This window comes from Aurantimonas sp. NFXS3, assembly GCF_049132005.1.
In the GTDB taxonomy this organism is placed as follows: domain Bacteria; phylum Pseudomonadota; class Alphaproteobacteria; order Rhizobiales; family Rhizobiaceae; genus Aurantimonas; species Aurantimonas coralicida.
In genome coordinates this window covers 22,551-36,679 of record NZ_JAGDDZ010000007.1, presented here as the reverse complement: position 1 = coordinate 36,679, position 14,129 = coordinate 22,551, and the positions used below count along the sequence as shown (strand labels likewise).

Genomic DNA, 14,129 nt, shown 5'->3' with positions numbered 1-14,129 from the left:
CTGCCCGATGGTATCGCGTAAGACCCGCCAGTTCGGCTGACTAGTCCGTGGATTAGCAAGCATGCAGGATGCGTTCGGCATGACCAAGAGAGTCCTGATCACCGGTGGCGCCGGGTATATTGGTGCCCACACATGCCTGCTGCTCGCCGAGCGTGGCTACGAGGCCGTCGTGTACGATAATCTGTCCAACGGGCATGCTGAGTTCGTGAGATGGGGGCCATTCGAACAGGGCGACATTCAAGACACGGACCGCCTGCGCACCGTGTTCAGGCAGTATCAGCCACACGCCATTATTCATTTCGCCGGGTTGATTGAGGTCGCACAGTCAGTGCGCGATCCTCTCGCATTCTACAACAACAACGTGTCGGGAACGCTGTCGCTCCTCACCGCGGCCGAAGCGGCGGGCGTGGACAAGATCGTCTTCTCCTCGACTTGCGCCACCTACGGCATTCCTCAGTTCACTCCGCTGACCGAAGATCACGTCCAGGCCCCGATCAGTCCGTATGGGTGGAGCAAGCTCCTCGTCGAGCATATCCTGCGTGATCTTTCCGGGCTGGACCGGATCCGTTGCGCCATCCTCCGCTATTTCAATGCGGCCGGAGCGGATCCCGAGGCGCGCATCGGTGAATGGCATACCCCTGAGACTCATGCGGTGCCGCTGGTGATCGAGACCGCGCTCGGCCAGCGTGACTGTTTCACGATCTTCGGCGACGATTACGACACTGCCGACGGCACCTGCATTCGCGACTATGTTCATGTCATCGATCTCGCCGATGCCCATGTGCGCGCCGTCGAATATCTGTTGAACGATGGAGCAAGCGTCGCCCTGAACCTGGGCACGGGGACCGGAACCTCGGTCGCCGAACTCGTGGAGACAGTGGCGATGGTCTCCGGCCGTCCGGTCAAGACCCGCAGGGCAGAAAGGCGTCCAGGGGACCCTCCCATCCTCTTGGCCGACAACCGGCGCGCGCGGGACGTTCTTGGCTGGCAGCCGCAACACGATCTTGCTTCGAGCATCGAGAGCGCATGGCGCTGGCACACAAAGAGCAATCTCCTGGCGGCTGGCGCATTACGCAGTACGCTCTGAGCAGCGCCAGCGAGTTGCGCGGCGTGGAAGCAGCGCCGACAGATCCTCGTATCATCGAATAACCTGAGCGACGGTCTTGGGATCGCGTTCGATATGCGTTCCGGCATTGCGCGGTTATCGGATACCCGCGCCACTGGCTGCGCAAAGATCACGACGTTGGCCTTCTGCGATCCGTCGGTGACCAGACCAGCCGGACGCTCCCCAGATGTCGAGAAGCTCGAGCCGCTACAGAATGCCACCTGTCCGTGTGCTGATTCTTGTGTGCGAATCATTTGATCGCGATGATGTCAAGCCTTGGCCCGAATTGCGCCAAGCTTGGGTGCCATGGTCGGTTCTTCGGCGAAGTGATGCGGGAAATGGAGTCTTTCCGTCCGACGACGTGGCGGGAAACGCATGGCTGTTTGCGCCATGCGGGAGCAAGCATCTTGCGCGAGGGGAATCCTTGGTTGATGCCGGTGGATCGCGCAAATCGGGTTTCGTCTGGATCAGACGTCTGTGCCGCAGATGCAGCGGTTCGACGTTGCGTTTGGAGCCCTGCGACGTAACGGAACAGTGCCGACAATTATGACAACGGTTCAGAATTGTAACGGTATCTGAAGAAATATAGTATGCTGTGGGGAATAAGGCACGTGCCCGGCAGAACCGGGCCGCACCAAGCCGCTGGAGGAAGATGTGCCCTGGGAGTTGATTGCAGTCAGTGCTGTCTGCTTTGCAGCCGGCTTCAAACTGCGTATCGGTGGTTTCGCGATCTTTCTCACGATTCTGCTGGCCGCCAAGCTCGTCGCCACCCTGGCCATGGGCACCAGTCTCTTCGCCGTTCTGATCTTCTATCTGGCCGGGCAGATCGCTTATTTCGCCGGCCTCCTGGTGCATGCCGGTTTGACCGATCGGATGCGAAGCAAGCAGAGCGCATCGAGATCTGCGCGCAGGGATTCCGGTTCCTGGTTTCCAGGCAAGGCTGCAACGCCCCGTCCCGACGCCAAGTCCGAACAACCCACGCACTGACAAAACGCGGTCAGCTCGGCCCGGCCGCGCCGGAATTCGGTCTCGCGAGCCTGTCGGCTGCCTGAGGGCTGTTTCCCGTTCCTCCATCGACCGCGGACGTCGATGCCCCATGGGGCATCGTGATCACCTCGACCAGATCCCTGGGCGCTATGATCGTCTGCGGATCGGCGGCGATGACCGTTTGTCCTCCTGCGGCGTTCTTCCGCGTGATCCGGTAGGCGATCCTGCTGCTGTCCTCATCGTCGCCGGCATCCAGGCGAGCGGAAAAGTAGGCTGTCTCGTCCATCATCAATCCCGCAATGCGGATCGCGAGCTCGGCCTTCCGAAGCTGGGTGGCGATCGTGCCCAGTTCGGACTGGATCTGGGAATTGCGCTCGTTGGCCAGTTCCGTCAGGCTGCGCTCGGCCTGTTCCTGCGCCTGCCGCGCGCGGGTGAGGGCTACGCGAAGATCCAGAAGCTGGCTCTGTGATTCCGCCACGATCCGCTGCAGACCGAATTCACGCGACGACACCGTCAGTCCGCGCTGGACGAGATCGCTGATGCTCTTGAGTTCACGGCCGACAAGCGCGACCTGTTCCTCCTGCGACTCGATCTTGGCGACGAGCGAGTCGATTTCCTCGGCAAAGAGCGCCTTCAGGCTACGCGCAGCCTCGAGCTTACCCTGAAACTCGGTCCAGCGAAGTCTCTGGAAAGATCGTTCGTCGGCCACGATCTGTTCGATGTTGGGTGCGCCGACAATCGCCTCGGGCACGGCAAAATCGTCTTCGCCAGCGAGTTCTGCGCGCAAGCGAGCCTGCCGGACGAGGAGATCGCTCCGGTCGATCTGGCCCTCCTTCAGGGTGCGGGCCGACTGGATCTGCTCGCGCTCGACGCGGGATTCAGCCGAATCCGAGGGACGGCGCAAGCCGCCAGCCAGGCTCACAGCCTTCATCACGGTGAGTTCGGGCGCGAACGGATATTGGCCCGGCTTCTCGACCTCGCCCGTGACGTAGATCGGGCCGTATTCCGAAATCTCCACGGATACGGACGGCGGCTTGCCTGTGGACGATCGGCCGGCGAGCTTGCCGGCGATCCGATCGGCGAGTTCGCTGGTCGTCACGCCCGCCGCGTCCACTTCGCCGACGAGAGGGATCGCAATTCTGCCGACGGCGTCGATGCGGTAGACACCGCCCAGTGCCTCCCATTCCCGGTACTCACCTTCGCCCGACCGCCAGTCGACGATGGTCACCTTCACCTTGTCGTCGCCAACGAGGCTGTAGGCGGAGCGCGATTCGGCCTGAGCTGCATGTCCAGCGGACAGGATGATTGCGAGAAGCACCAGAAGGCCGGAGAGCCAGCGCATCCGGCTGCTGGCCCGGACGCTGCATTTGGTCGAACGGTGGGTGAACATGGGGGCACCTCTTGATCGATCGCCGGAAGGCGTGGCGTCAGGATTGATGGGCGGGCGCGAGAAACGAGACGAAGGCGTTGGCCGCGGGACGGGAGAAGGGCGGAAAGCGCTCGGCGAAATGCATGATCGCCGCGCGTTCATCCGGGCCAAGGGCCCCGAAGAGCCGAAGCGAAAGGGGATAAACTACGAGGCCCGCGAGGATTCCCTCCAGAAGGCCGAGTGGTCCGGCGACCAGTTGGGTGACCGCGAATGCGGCGCCGGCCGGGGCAGCGGCGGCCAGGGTCAGGCGGATCAGGCGGGCGAAGGGATAGGCGTATCTCAGGCGCCGGGTGATGAACCAGATGCCGAGCATGACGGCGGCGATCTGCACCAAGGCGCGGGTCAGCGCTGCACCGACGAGACCGAATTTGGGGACGAGCAGGAAGCCGAGCGCCACCGCCACGACTGCCCCGGCGATGGACGACCAGAAGATGAAATCGCTGCGACCGAGCCCATTGACCAGATGGGTGCCGATTGTCGAGGAGACCGAGATCGCAGCCGCGACAAGGATGATCGCGGTGGCCGTTCCCGCGGCGGTGAAATCCGGCCCGTAGAGCAGCACGATCATCGGCTGGGCGATGGCCGCCATTCCGAAGCAGGCGGGCAGGGCCAGGAGCGCCACGATCGTCGTCCCGTTGGAGAACACCTTCTGCACGGCGTCCTTGTCGCCGCGGCTGTTGTGGGCGGCCAGGACCGGGAGAAAGGCGCCGGTGAGCAGCAGCGGTCCCTGTGAGGCCAGTGCTGCCAGGGCGACCGCGACGCTGAACAGCCCCACTTCGGCCGCGCCCCAGTAGAGTTGCAGGAACAGGATCTCCATCCGCGACCAGACGAAGATGTTGCACATGTTCGCGGCCCAGGCGTAGCGGCCGTACTGCCAGATCTCGCGTCTCAGGAGGGGCTCCAGGGGGGCGCGGTGCAGGACGAGCGGCAACGCGAAGAGGGCGAGCGTCGTCTGGCCGAGCACGTAGCCGGCGACTGCGCCGGTTGCGCCGTAGAAAAGCGTGCCGATCGTCACGGCGGCGACCTGCAGGACGAAGGCGACAGCGGCGATCTTGGCGAGGAAGCCGAAGGCTTGCGCACCGCGGTGATAGCTGATGGTGAAGGTGGCCAGAGCCTGGGCGAGGGTCAGAGCGACGACCAGCGCGACCAGACCGGTGGCGGTCGCGATGTCGACTGCCGGGAACAGGGTTCCTACCGCATCGCGCGCCGCTCCCGGTGCGATGACGGCGATCGCCACTGCCGCGATCGCCGCGACGATCGCGAAGCCGAGAAGGCGGCGCAGCAGGAAGCCGGCGAGGGCCTGCGCCCCCTGATGATCTTTGCGCCCCGTCCGGTCGGCGAAGAAGCGCAGCACGCTGAGCGACGTCCCGCCGTCGATGACCGGAGCCAGGACCACCGAGAGCCAGACCGCGAAGGCGACGAGACCGGCACCTTCGACGCCGAGCAGATTGGCGACGACCACCGTGCTGATGAAGCCTGCCAGCAAAGTGGCCGCTCCGGCAATAGCCGATCCCGTCGATTTCTTGAGGAGGGCATCAGACATTGGCCAATACCCTAGAAGAGTCGAAGTATTGATGGAAAATAATACATGAAAGTTGTTGAAAATAACTCAGGATTGGCGTAGTGGTTCTTCGCGCACAACGATGCGCGGGAATGGAAGGTCGGATTTGATGGCGTTGCTCGTCCGCGTACTTTCCATCGCAGCTGTTGGGTTTGCCGCCGCTGCGGGCGTCGCCGCCTATACGGGCGCGCTCGACCGGTTTTTCGGCGAGCGCATCGATCTGGGCAGTGCGGAACTGGTCTTCGCGGACGATTTCAATGCCCTGGATGTGTCCGCCTGGGGACCGGGCACCCGCTGGATCGCTCACACGCCCTGGAACGGGGATTTCGGCGACGCCAAATTCGTCGATCCGCGCGAGGGATTTCCGTTCACCGTCCAGGATGGCGTGCTCAGTATCGAGGCGCGCCGCGACGAGGCCGGCGAGTGGGAATCCGGCCTTCTCGCGTCCGTCGATCCGAACGGCGATGGGTTCAGCCTTTCCTACGGTTATTTCGAGATGCGGGCGCGGTTTCCGGAAGGCGCGGGCACCTGGCCGGCCTTCTGGCTGATCAACCGCAACGATGCGCGCACGATCGAGGTCGATGTGGTCGAACATTACGGGCACGAGCCGGCCCGCTACAGCGCGTCGCTGCATGTCTGGGATCGACAGATTCCGGAAAACAGCCGCAGCGCCACCGGGCATGTCCCTGTTTCCGAGGGTAGCCTCTATTCGGACTTCCACACCTACGGAGTGGCCATCCGGCCGATGAACATCGACTATTATTTCGATGGCCGGAAGGTCTGGTCGCAGCCGACGCCCGTCGAACTCGGCGATGGCACCTTCTACATGCTGGTCGACCTCGGTCTCGGGGCGGGATGGCCCATCGACGACGCCCCGAATCCCTCCATCATGGAGGTCGACTACGTGAAGGCCTGGCGGCTGGCGGCCGAGTAGTAGGCGGCCCGTGGCCAGCCCGCGCGCCGGAGCGCGGTCCTGCCGAGCACCGTGAGGGGCCGGCCGGAGGGTCATGCGGCAGCCGCTTCGGCAATGGCGACCAGCCGGTCTGTCTGCTCGCGTATATCGATCTCCGGGCGCGCCGCATGGGCAAGGGCAGCCTTGCTGAGACGCGCATGCTCGCGCTCATCATGCCACATATGGCGCAGCGTCTCGGCCCAGAGGTCGGGCGAGGCGTCATGGGCGAGAAGCCGGCCCCCGGGGCCCACGGCTTCGGGCAGGCCGCCCCGCAGACTCGCCAGCACCGGAATGCCGCTGAACTGCGCCTCGCTGGCGACGCGGCCCCATGTCTCTTCCCACTGGCTCGGCGCGAGAAGGATGTGTGTCTGCTCGTAGACCGGCTTCATCGCCGATTGCCGGTCGAGAAGATGGACATTTCCCAGCGCCTCCGCCTGACGGCGCAGCGCCGTTTCGGCTTTGCCCGAAACGGGCCACCCACGCACGAAGAGGAAAGGGATCTCGGGGCAGCGTTCGGCGATGGCGAAGGCGAGATCGCGTCCCTTGACCGGCACCGGATTGATGAAGGTGACGTTGCGGGACCGCGGCACCGTCCGGTACTCGTCCGCCGGAAAGATCGGCGGGATGACGCTTGGCCGGATGCCGAACCGCCGCTGGAACTTGTCGGCCGTGAATTCGGAGTTGGCGATGTAGTGCGAGAATGGCAGGTCGGCGGCCGTGCCGTGCCAGGCGCGGGGGCCGCTTTCGAATTCCAGCCCGTGAAGATAAGCAACGCTGGCGATCCCCTCGCGGCGGAAATTGCGCGCCATCTCCACCATGTTGCCGTTCTGCACGACCACGATGTCTGGCCGGTCGAGGCCGCGCAGATCGCTCCAGGGGCGGATCGAACGATAGACGTCGTAGCCGAGCTCGCGGTCGCGGGAGACGTCCCGCCGGGCAAGACAGTTCGCCATGAAGCGGGTCATTCCGAAGCCGTCGCGCACCGAAAGCTTTGCGAGCACGGAGGCCCGGTGGCCGCGTCGGTTCAGTTCCAGGGCCGCCAGATGCGAGTTGACTTCCAGCCCGCCCGAGAGCTGGGGCAGATGCGGGGTACCGCTAGCGAGGAGCAGGTTCATGAAGGCATGGGCTCCCCGTAGCTGTCGGCAACGCCGGCGCGCGCATGGGCCGTCATGTAAAGCCATTCCTGAAGCCCGGTTCGGCGCTCGTTCATCAGTTCCACCGCCGTCGCCGGCGCCAGTTTCGCCAGAGCCGGCAGTTTCTCCGATGGGAAATCCGCCGCCGTCCGCGGTTCGGCGAAGATGGAGAGGATGTCGTGGGTCTTCTCGAAGCGCTGGATCAGCGTTCGGGTGCAGCCGGCCACGAGGTCGTCATGGGTCTCGACGAGGAGATCTGCGTGGGCCAGCGCCGGCGTGAGGCTCGGGTCGAGGAGCGCCTTTTCGCCGCCCTCGATATCGCAGAGGATGAGGCTGCCCGGTCCGGTCTCGTCGAGCGCGCGATCGAGGTCGCGCGTCTCGCAGAAGCCGCGCAAGACGATCCTGTCGGAGATGCCGTTCTCCTCGGCCGCGCTTCGCACCAGCGGATGATGCTCCGGCAGACCCTCGAAGCCGATGATGCGGGTGGCCGGCATGCGGCGGGCAAAGCCGATGGCGTAATAGCCGTCGGCCACGCCGATATTGATGATGTGGCCGTAACCCCGGGCGATGATGTCCTCAACTACCCCGTGCAGTTCGAGTTCCTGCGTTCCCAGGATATAGCCGAGGAGGTGACGGCTCGATACGGCGCTGAGCTGCAGCTTCATGCCCTCGAAGGGCCCATCCACGACCCGCCCACCCGAGCGGCCGACGACATAGGTGCAGGCCGCGTTCCAACGCGGGGCGACGAGCCAGCGCGCCGGCGTGCGCACGAAGCCGGGCAGGCGCCGATAGGCCCGGTAGGCTTCCATGGCGAGCGAATTGCCTTCGATGGCGGTCCAGGTGGCATGACGCATGATCGCTACGTTCCCTTGTTGCATCGGAAGAGGAGACGGGGGCCGCGCATCAGGAGCCCCCGAAACTGCGCATGAAGCTGGCGAGAGCCGTCTGATGGATGGGCCCGGATGCGACGTTGCGACCGCGCGACAGCCTCATGATCGGCTGCTCGACGGCGACGTGGATCACGCCGGCCGCGGCGATCGAGGTCGCGGACGCAAAGGCGACGAAGGCGACGAAGGCGATCTGGCTGTGCGCGACGCCGAACAGCGACCACCAGATCTTTTCGGCGGCGACAATGCTGAAGAAGTGGAAGAGGTAGAGGGCGTAGCTGACATCACCGAGCCAGACGCCCGACCTCAGGATGGGCGTGGGGCGTTGCGGCTCGCGGGCGGCGACGCTCAGGCCGACGGCGATCGCGCACGCAATCCAGGTCGCAGCCCACCAGACGAACGGGGCGGGCATCCGATCGACGAAGAGTGAGAAGCCGAGCAGATTCTCGCCGAGCAGCAGCAGGATGATCGCCAGGGCACCCGGAACGATCGGAAACCAACCGGCCTTGTGCAGGAGCGCGACCAGCATCCCGGCGGGAAACAGCAGGATGATCGGTTCGCTCAGGAAGCTCAGGATCGTGTGAGGCGCCGAAACGTCGGTCAGCGGTGCGATGAAGATCGCGCCGAACGCGACGATGGAGACCAGGGCGGCGAACAGCAGCGGCAGGCCGCGGCGGATGGGCAGGGCGAGAGAGGCCGCGAAGAGCAGGTAGAAGAACATCTCGTAGTTGAGCGTCCAGCCGACACCGAGAAGCGGGCGCATGTATTCGCCCTGTGCGACCGGGTAGGGAATGAACAGATAGGAGGCGAGAACCCGGTCGAGGGTCACCTCCGAGCCGGCCCGCAGGCGCAGCGCAAGTTCGAGTGACGTCGCGATCCAGTAGAGCGGCACGATCCGCCACAGGCGTTTGACGAGGAAGCCCCGGACCGCACCGGGGGCGCCGTAGTTGCGCGCGCTGGTGTGGAGCATGATGAAGCCGCTGATCACGAAGAAGACCGCAACCGCCAGCGCGCCGCTGTACTCGGCTGCCCGCATGACGGTTTCCGACGTCTGCGACCACTCGGCCTGCCGCAGGATGGCATGATCGACCACGACCGTAACCGCAGCCAGACCGCGCAGCACCTGAAGCGTCGCGAGCTTGCTCATGACCGCCTCACATCGCCAGGATTCTGGACGGGCTGAGGCGCATGCGAACGAGGTCCGCGATCGCTGCCGCGTTGCCGGCAAGGCGCCCAGGTCGGTCGATGCCGACCTCGCCGCGCAGCGTCCCGTAGAGATTGGCAAGCAGGTTGCGGCCGATCTGCGCCAAGCCCTTCTGCCAGGAGCAGGTGCCCTTGCGCATAAGATGCACCGGATTGGCGATCTGGGAGTAGCCGAGCCGCAACCCCGGCTGGCGGCCGGATTTGGCCCCCAGATGAACCCCGACCGCGTCACGGGCGCGCATGATCCGCCCGTAGGGCGCAACGCTGCGGCTGAAATCCATGTCCTCCAGCCAGCCATAGAGCGGCAGCGCTTCGTCGAAGCGCAACCGGTGCCGACAGACGGGATCCATGCGAACCGCCATGTTGCAGCCGTAGCCATTGTAGACCTCGGCCAGGTCGGCACCGGTCGCAGGCACGGCGGAGGCAAGCCGCGCCAAGCCTTCGTCGATAGTCATGCCCGGTCCCTTGATGCCGTCTGCGACCACCCGTCCGGTGATCATCGCGATATCGGGGTGTCCGGCGAAGATGCGCTCCAGCGTGACCAGATAGTCCGGCGCCAGCAGGAAGTCGTCGTCGATGAAAAGCAGGATATCGACATCGCGCGCTTCGGTGAGAAGGCGATTGCGCTGCCGCGGCAGGCCGCGTTCGCCCTGTATGGCGCGGACCTGCGGAAAGGCGGCCGCGATGCGGTCGATGTCGCCCTGATTTGGCGAGCAGACGAGAATTGCGTCCGCCGGCCGGGCCTGACCGTCGAGAAGGCCGACGACACGTTCCAGTATGTCCGGACGGCCGGCGGTCGCGATGCCGATGGCGATCCGCAACGGGCACGCGCCGGCGGGGCTCATTGCGGATGATCCTCTGCACCGGCCAGCGGCTTGCGGGCATAGGCCCAGACCATGACCGGGAAATCGGGTTCGTTCTTCAGCGAGCCGAACAGGCCGGGCTTGGCCCAGCGTGAGAAATTGGCCTTCACGCAGCTGCGATTGCCCCAGGATCGCGTGGTGATGTGGTCGGCGGGAAAGCCCGCATCCTCCAGAAGCTGTGCGAGGCCGGTCTCGGTCCAGCGGTTGCAGTCGATCGGCGAGGCATGAACGCGCAGGAGAAACGGAGTCGCGATGATGAAATAGCCGCCGGGACGCAGCATCGCATGAACGTTGCGCGCGGCGGCTGCCGGCTTCTTCAGGTGCTCGAAGACCTGATCGGCGATGAGCAGGTCGAAGCGCTCTTCGAGCGTCTCGGCGCAGATGTCGAAGCCGGGATATTCGGTCGCGCGGTAACTGCGGAAATCGAACTCACGGCGCCACTGCACCCCACCGGAGATCTCCAGCGTGTCGAGTGTCTGCGGGCCCAGTTCGCGAATGAAGGCGAAGGCGTCGCGATACATCATGACGCGGACCCAGTCGTCGGTCTCGTAGCCGATCGACTTCAAGGTCCGTCGGACTTTTTCCTTCAGGTCCGGGCTCTGGACGATCTGTGCAATGCTCATGGGATCACCTCTGCTGCGATACGGACGGTGCCTGGTTGATGACGATGCTGATGGGCTCGGTGCCGATTTCCTGAAGAGAGTCGACGAGGGTCACGACATGGTCGACGAGCGTCGTGCCGTAGCGGGTGACCAGCACCAGCGCATCGAGATGGGGCGCGATGGATCGGGCATCGGCCGAATGGGCCATGGCCGGCAGGTCGACGATGATGAGATCGAACTGATCGCCCACATCCGAGAAGCGCCACGCGGTGCGCTGCGACGAGATCCGGGCGGCCGGCGTGACGTCGTCGGTGCGCCCGATCGGCAGAAACGACAAGGACGGGGTGACACCGCGCAGGGTCGCCTCCGCCTGAGCGGTCCCTTCCAAGAGATCCGACAGCCCCGGTCCGTCCGGCATGCCCAGGGTCTGGCTGAGGGTCGGATGCTCGCTGTCCGCGTCGATCAGCAAGGTGCGGGCACCCGATCGGGACCACAGCCACGCCAGGTTGAACGCCATGGTCGTGGCGCCGACATCGGCATCGGCCCCCACGAAGCCGATGATCCTGGCGTCACGGCGGCGACGGAGTCCGTCGAGGCTGGCGCGCAGTTCGTCCATGTCGTTGCGGAAGAAGCGGCTCTTGACGCGGGCGGTCTTGCTGCTGTCGCACAGGGTCGGGAAAGGCAGGCTGCGGCGGCGGAGCAGGGTGCGGCGGCGCAGGCGCCGGACCGTGCTGACGCTGTAGATGCCCGTGCTGTCGCGCACGCGCTCGGCCGAGGTGATCTCGCGCTTGATGACGCGGCGCACGATGGCGCCGGCGGTTCCCGCACCGGCGCCCAGCACCAGAGCGAGGGCGACGATAAGGCTGCTGCGCGGATGGCTCTTGCCGATCGGCACGGTGGCTTCGGAAAGGACGGTCGCGTCGGATAGCGGGTTGGAGACCTGCTGGCGGGTCTCAGCCGCCCTTTGGAGATAGGTCTTGTAAAGATCGCGGGTGGTGTCGGCGACCGCTTCAAGCTCGGCGAGCTTGTACTGGTCGGTCGGCGCGCCGGACGAGCGGAAGGCGCCGACCGCCCGCTCCGCGTCGAAGACCTTTTGCTGCAGAGCCTTGACCTGCTCGGCGAGCCAGTTGGCCGACAGCCGGGCAGCCGACGATTTCATCGCGATGTTGTGGGCGATGAAATTGGCGGCAAAGGCGTTGGCAAGCGTCGCGGCCTTGACCGGATCGACGGAGGTCACGGCGATTTCGATGACCGGCGACTGGCCGACACGGCGCACCCAGATCTGCTTGCGCAGGCGCGCCATGACGCGATCCTGTGACCGTACACCGCCCAATCCAGGAGCGGCATCTTCCTCGCCAACAGCCGGCGCCTCCACTGCGGGAGCCGGCGTGGCAGGCTGGGTCGGGTCGACGGTCGCCATCGCCAGGAGATCGCGCAGACCTCCGACGATCGACACGCTGTTGTCGGCAAATTCCGGGTCTTCGAGCAGATTGTGCTGCCTGATCACCGCGGCCAGCACGTTGTTGGACTGGGCGACCTCGATCTGGCCCTCCATCATGGCCTGTTCGGCGATCGAAGACGCGCCGTCGGGACCGCGCGTCTGGCCAAGATTGAGCATCAGCTGCGTGGTGCTCGAATAGGTGGGGGGCGTGGTCAGCGCGTAGGTCGCAGCGGCACCGCCGAACAGAGCAGCCATCCCGAGGATCGGCAACCAGCTGCCGATGAGAAATTCGAAGATCCTGCGCAGATCGAGCGGACGCTCGCGCTCGGGGTGGTGGGGCGTGAGCGGATAGCCGACCGGGATCGTGGCCAGGGGACTGCGATGCGACGTCAAGACCGTGATCCTCCAAACGAAGCCGAGGGAAGCGGCTGCCTTGCGGGGGAGCCCGGGATGCGGAGGGCCTGCGCAGGGCCGCCGAACCAGCTGGGCGCGAAGGGCAGGGTCATCGCCTGCCGCTCGCTCGAAGCCTGGGCTGTCCCCGTGGCAAGGCCCGCCATCAGACAGAAGCCGATGCCCAGATCGACCGAACCGGCGGAGATCGACGCGGCGGTGATCTGGGCAAAACAGGCCGTCAGCGCCGCGATCACGATCGGATCACTGTCGGCCTGCTTGGTGGTGGCGATGGCGAGGCGCAGCAGCGAGACGAAGAAGGTCAGGAAGAGAAGGGCGCCCGGAATGCCGACATTCGACAGGAGTGCCACGATGAAGCTCGACGTGCGGATGCTGCCGAGCCCGCCGCCCAGGCCCGCGGTATCGGCGAAGGAGATCAGCGCCCGTTCGTTCCAACGCATGCGCTCCACGCCGGACTGGCTGTCCAGCTTGGTGATGACAGTCTCTTGAAAGAGAGCTGTGACGGTGTCGCGTACCGCCGGCAGCAGCGTCGATCCGGCGATGATGACCGGTACGACCACGACGAAGGCCAGGATGTAGACGAGGTGGCGGGCGCTGGCGCGGCGCCGTACAACCGCCGCCACGCAATATCCGAGGACGCCGAGCGAGAGAACGGCCGTCGCGGCATAGGCCGTGGTCGAGGTCGCCAGGAGGATTGTCGCCAGCAAGGTCGCGGCGAGGGGCCCGACGAGCCGCGAGCGATCGCCTTCCAGCCAGAGCATCAGCGAGAAGGCGTAGAAGGCGAGCGCAACGTAGCCATAGGCGCCGGCCTCGCTGAACGAGCCGACGATCCGCTTGAACCCATGGATCTCGCCATCCTCGAGCATGCGATAGTTGGCGTTGCGGATGAGATCCATCAACCCTTGCGTGCCGGTGGCGTAGGTCGCCAGATCCAGGAAAGCGAAGCCCACGCAGACTACGCCGGTGGCGAGAAGCATCTTTGCCAGGGTCGTTGCGCGACCAAGCCGGGCATAGGCGAAGGCGGCCCCGAAACAGACGAGGTTGCCAAGGAGATAGACGGCCTGTGTGAGGTTGGTGGCCGTCGGCTTCAGCGGGGTGGCGAGGATGTAATGGAGGTCGTTGCCGCGCGCGAGCGAGTAGGTCACGGTCGAGCCGGCGAAGATGCGCGGCAGGAACATCGCCGTGACGACGCCATAGATGGTGAACAGGGCAAACCAGAACCCCGGGCTGGGATAGTTGAAGGCAGAGAATCCGATGCCGAAGGTTTTTGGACGCGGGGCCAGGGCGGCGCAGAGGAAGGCCAGTGACAGATGGGCCGGCTGGATGCTGGCGCCGCCGAGGGCAGGCAGGATCAGGGCTGCCGAGGCGCCGAGCAGACTGAACAGGGACAGAGCGGCGAGTCCGAAGCCAAGGCCCCGATGTACTGTCAGGGCGCCCATTATCGCGACAATCAGGCCAATCAACTCAACTTGCATCGGGACTCCGTCAAGGCGTCACGGGAAGGTGCGGTTCCTGCGCAAGCCCGCGGCGCCCCGTGATGAGGCTGCACTTGTCA

At 65.2% G+C, this 14,129-nt stretch carries 12 protein-coding genes; 3 read left to right on the top strand and 9 right to left on the bottom strand.

What is annotated here, in order from left to right; translation table 11 throughout:
- Window positions 1–79: 79 nt before the first annotated feature.
- Window positions 80–1,087 carry a UDP-glucose 4-epimerase GalE gene (gene galE, locus J3367_RS18235; protein WP_421462138.1) on the top strand — a complete coding sequence of 336 codons (1,008 nt, stop codon included), beginning with the start codon at window positions 80–82 and terminating at the stop codon, window positions 1,085–1,087.
- A 672-nt stretch (window positions 1,088–1,759) separates the two neighbouring features.
- Complete coding sequence (locus tag J3367_RS18230; protein ID WP_421461982.1) at window positions 1,760–2,092, top strand: hypothetical protein; 333 nt, start codon at window positions 1,760–1,762, stop codon at window positions 2,090–2,092.
- Between the two features lie 10 nt (window positions 2,093–2,102).
- Here the strand turns inward: J3367_RS18230 and J3367_RS18225 are convergent, their stop codons facing one another.
- Together J3367_RS18225 and J3367_RS18220 are read right to left on the bottom strand one after the other, a co-directional pair.
- A complete protein-coding gene (locus tag J3367_RS18225; RefSeq protein ID WP_421461981.1) occupies window positions 2,103–3,482 on the bottom strand; it encodes a polysaccharide biosynthesis/export family protein in 1,380 nt (459 codons plus the stop codon).
- A gap of 37 nt (window positions 3,483–3,519) precedes the next feature.
- Window positions 3,520–5,064 (bottom strand): polysaccharide biosynthesis C-terminal domain-containing protein, encoded by a 1,545-nt coding sequence (locus J3367_RS18220; RefSeq protein ID WP_421461979.1) that lies wholly within the window; start codon window positions 5,062–5,064, stop codon window positions 3,520–3,522.
- A 127-nt stretch (window positions 5,065–5,191) separates the two neighbouring features.
- Here J3367_RS18220 and J3367_RS18215 point away from each other — a divergent pair, with 127 nt between their 5' ends.
- Window positions 5,192–6,016: a glycoside hydrolase family 16 protein gene (locus J3367_RS18215; protein WP_421461977.1), complete on the top strand. Its 825-nt coding sequence runs from the start codon at window positions 5,192–5,194 to the stop codon at window positions 6,014–6,016.
- Between the two features lie 71 nt (window positions 6,017–6,087).
- On the opposite strand, the gene J3367_RS18210 is transcribed toward J3367_RS18215, so the two are convergent.
- Genes J3367_RS18210 through J3367_RS18180 form a run of 7 tightly spaced genes read right to left on the bottom strand, consistent with a single transcriptional unit; the run spans window position 6,088 to window position 14,013 of the window.
- Window positions 6,088–7,149 carry a glycosyltransferase gene (locus J3367_RS18210; protein WP_421461975.1) on the bottom strand — a complete coding sequence of 354 codons (1,062 nt, stop codon included), beginning with the start codon at window positions 7,147–7,149 and terminating at the stop codon, window positions 6,088–6,090.
- Window positions 7,146–8,021: a hypothetical protein gene (locus J3367_RS18205; protein WP_421461973.1), complete on the bottom strand. Its 876-nt coding sequence runs from the start codon at window positions 8,019–8,021 to the stop codon at window positions 7,146–7,148. Before J3367_RS18205 ends, J3367_RS18210 begins: the two co-directional genes overlap by 4 nt.
- Window positions 8,022–8,070: 49 nt before the next feature.
- Complete coding sequence (locus tag J3367_RS18200) at window positions 8,071–9,201, bottom strand: acyltransferase family protein (protein WP_421461971.1); 1,131 nt, start codon at window positions 9,199–9,201, stop codon at window positions 8,071–8,073.
- A gap of 7 nt (window positions 9,202–9,208) precedes the next feature.
- Entirely contained in the window at window positions 9,209–10,102 is an 894-nt protein-coding gene (locus J3367_RS18195) for a glycosyltransferase family 2 protein (protein WP_421461969.1), read from the bottom strand.
- Window positions 10,099–10,743 carry a methyltransferase domain-containing protein gene (locus J3367_RS18190; RefSeq protein ID WP_421461967.1) on the bottom strand — a complete coding sequence of 215 codons (645 nt, stop codon included), beginning with the start codon at window positions 10,741–10,743 and terminating at the stop codon, window positions 10,099–10,101. The genes J3367_RS18195 and J3367_RS18190 overlap by 4 nt, the downstream gene beginning before the upstream one ends.
- A gap of 4 nt (window positions 10,744–10,747) precedes the next feature.
- The gene (locus J3367_RS18185) at window positions 10,748–12,556 is read right to left on the bottom strand and encodes a Wzz/FepE/Etk N-terminal domain-containing protein (protein WP_421461965.1); all 1,809 of its coding nucleotides are present in this window, start codon (window positions 12,554–12,556) and stop codon (window positions 10,748–10,750) included.
- A complete protein-coding gene (locus tag J3367_RS18180; protein ID WP_421461964.1) occupies window positions 12,553–14,013 on the bottom strand; it encodes a hypothetical protein in 1,461 nt (486 codons plus the stop codon). Before J3367_RS18180 ends, J3367_RS18185 begins: the two co-directional genes overlap by 4 nt.
- Window positions 14,014–14,129 lie beyond the last annotated feature (116 nt).